The 2,934-nt window shown below is 73.5% G+C and carries 3 protein-coding genes; 2 read left to right on the forward strand and 1 reads right to left on the reverse strand.

What is annotated here, in order from left to right; all coding sequences use genetic code 11:
• Positions 1 to 7: 7 nt before the first annotated feature.
• Complete coding sequence (locus ACFE8Y_RS21500; RefSeq protein WP_375466397.1) at positions 8 to 640, reverse strand: OmpA family protein; 633 nt, start codon at positions 638 to 640, stop codon at positions 8 to 10.
• Between the two features lie 235 nt (positions 641 to 875).
• Here ACFE8Y_RS21500 and ACFE8Y_RS21505 point away from each other — a divergent pair, with 235 nt between their 5' ends.
• Positions 876 to 1,244, forward strand: coding sequence for a hypothetical protein (locus ACFE8Y_RS21505; protein WP_375466398.1), 369 nt, complete (start codon positions 876 to 878; stop codon positions 1,242 to 1,244).
• A 205-nt stretch (positions 1,245 to 1,449) separates the two neighbouring features.
• On the forward strand, positions 1,450 to 2,934 hold a 1,485-nt coding region (locus ACFE8Y_RS21510), incomplete at its 3' end, for a DNA translocase FtsK 4TM domain-containing protein (protein ID WP_375466399.1).

Here is a 2,934-nt window from a genome sequence, read left to right on the forward strand (position 1 = left end):
CTCCCCGTCAGCGCCCGGCGGTCTGGACCTGCAGCATGTTGACCACCTGCACCCGCCGGTTCTCGCGGCTGTTCGGATCGGTCGCGGTCTTCAGGTGCGTCTTGCCGTAGCCGACGGTGATCAGGTTCGCGGCGGGGATGCCGAAGGTGACGACGAGGTAGCGCTTGAGCGCGTCGGCCCGCCGCTCAGAGAGCGTCTGGTTCGTCGCCTCGGATCCCTTCGCGTCCGTGTGCCCGGCGATCAGGAAGGTCTGGCCGCGCATGCGCTCGGAGGTCAGCGCCCGGCCGAGATTGCCCGCGGTGGTGAGCGCCGTGCCGCGCAGCGCGTCGGAGCCGCGGTCGAACTCGATCGTCAGATCGATCTGCGGCCGTCCCGTCGCCAGTCGGGCCAGGGTCTCGCGCTCCTGCGCCGACACGGCGTAGCTCGGCCGGCCGCGCAGGCCGTCGACGAAGGCGTCGTCGCGCGACGGTCGCGCCGCGGGCGCGGGCGCGCCCACGGACAGGTTGCGGAACCGCGGGGTCAGAGCGTCGAGGATTCGGTCGGTGCTGGGGTCCTCGGCCCGTGCCGTCCCGGCGAGCAGAGCGAGGGCGAGGCCCGCATGAAGCAGGGACCGTCCAAAAGGGCTGGAACAACCGGCCATCGAATCCTCCATTCCGGAATCTTGCCCGAAATCCAGTCTCGGCGTTCGAGTCGAGGGACTTCGTCGATGATTGACAGATCTCACACCGCTCGATCAATCTTCGTGCGCGGCGACACGCGACGACCGACCGCTCGATCGTGCGCGGCCATGCCGGCGAAGTGCCGGCGACTGGAGGCATGGCCTCCGATGCACCGTAGGGCGGCCCCGCATGGCCGCGATCGGAGACGATCGAACGATGTCGCAGCGCGCGGAGACCGGCCGGGTGCATCCGCGTCGCGAGCCTCGTCCTTCTCGCCCTCGCGACGACGGGACAGGCCTCGGCCGTGAGCGGCGGGTCGCCCTGGTGACCGGCGTCTCCGCCTCTTGCACGCTGCCGGCCCCGAACGCCGTCGGGGATGCGGAGGCCGTGGGGGGGATGCTGCGCGCGGCCCGGCTCGCGTCGGTCGTGACGCTGCGTGATCCGACCCTGCGCGATCTCAAGTGCGCGCTCGTCGACCTCAGCGCCATTGCCCTCCGCACACCCAAGGGCAGCGTCCCGTGCCTCATCGGGTTCGGACGTTGCGCCAGAGGCTTTTCCAAGCGAGGCGGCTGCCGGTTCGCGTGAGGACAAGGCGATGTCGCGGGAGCATGAAGCATGTTGTCGGTGACTTGCTGATCACCGAAACATGCTCCGGAACGGCTCGGCCCCGTGGGCGGAAGCGTTCCCCGATCAGGCCGCCGGCATCGGTGAGGCTTCCTCAACCTTAAACGGCCGTTAACGGAACCGGCCTAGCCTTCCGGGCAGCGTCCCCTTCCGCGTCCGGTCCCGCATGCGCTCGCTTCGCCGCTCCGCGTCGCCCTACGACACCTTCGTCGACACCCTTCGCCCCTTCCTGGCGCGGCGGTTGACGGAACTCGGCGGGCTCGTCCTGTTCACCGGTGCGGTCGCGCTGACGGTGGCGCTGGCGACGTGGTCGATCGACGACCCGAGCCTGAACCACGCCACCGACCACGGGGCCCACAACGTGCTGGGCCGGCCCGGCGCCGTGGTCTCGGACCTGGCCATGCAGATCCTCGGCCTCGGGGCACTGGCCTTCGTGCTGCCGCCCGCGCTCTGGGGCGTCCGGCTGATGCGCGCGCGCGACCTGCCGGGCGGCGGCCTGCGCATCGCGCTCTGGATCATCGGGTTCTGCGCCGCGAGCGCGGTGGCGAGCGCGCTGCCGCCCACGACCCGCTGGCCGCTGCCGACCGGGCTCGGGGGCGTGGCGGGCGACGCGCTGATGTCGGCCGCGCGCACCCTCGTCGGCGCGATCTCGTCGGCGGCGGCGGCGCTGGTCGGCTTCGTCTACGCCGGCATCGCGATCCTGAGCCTCACCGGCGCCTGCCGCGTCGGCGTCGGCCTCGACGATGCGGACGAGGCATCCGACCGCGCGCACCGGCCGATGCGGCGCCTCCATCCGGACGGCCGTCACGACGGCGACGACTCCGACGAGCCGGGCCTCGGCATCGTCGGCGCCGGCGCCCTGGTCCAGGCTGCGATGCGCGGGCGCGCCGCGCTCAGGGAGCGGTGGGAGGCATGGCGGGCGCGGCCCTCGGGCGGCGCGCTGACCTATGCCGGCGTCTCGCCGGCGCTCGCCGCACGGCGCGCCTTCTCGGACGCGGACCTGCCCTGGGCCGCCCAGCTTCCGAACGGCGGCCGCGCGGTCGAGCCGCGCCGCGAGCCGGTCTTCGCGCCCCGCTCCGGCGATCCCGCAGCGGGCGCGTCCGCCCGCCGACCCGCGCCGGTGGTGCGCGAGGACGACATCGAGGACGAGGCCGCGCCGGCGGCGGTGCCGGCCGGGCCGCTCCCTTCGCGCGTCGCGGCCCCGGTTCCGGCAGCAGCCCCCGCCCGCCGGCCTGCCTCCCCGCCCGCGATGCTGGCGGACGCGTACCGGCATCCCGCCCTCGACCTGCTGGCCGAGCCCCGCGGGCCGTCGCAGGCGAGCCTCGTCTCGGCCGACGCGCTCGAACAGAACGCCACCCTGCTGGAGGCGACGCTCGGCGATTTCGGCGTGCGCGGCGACATCCTCGCCGTGCGCCCCGGCCCCGTCGTCACCCTCTACGAGCTGGAGCCGGCGCCGGGCACAAAATCCTCCCGCGTCATCGGCCTGTCGGACGACATCGCCCGCTCGATGTCGGCGGTCTCGGCCCGCGTCGCGGTGGTGCCCGGCCGCAACGCCATCGGCATCGAACTGCCGAACGCCCGGCGCGAGACCGTGTACCTGCGCGAACTGCTGGCCTCGGCCGACTTCGTCGAGACCAAGCACAAGCTCGCG

This window comes from uncultured Methylobacterium sp. (assembly GCF_964242245.1).
Lineage (GTDB): Bacteria > Pseudomonadota > Alphaproteobacteria > Rhizobiales > Beijerinckiaceae > Methylobacterium.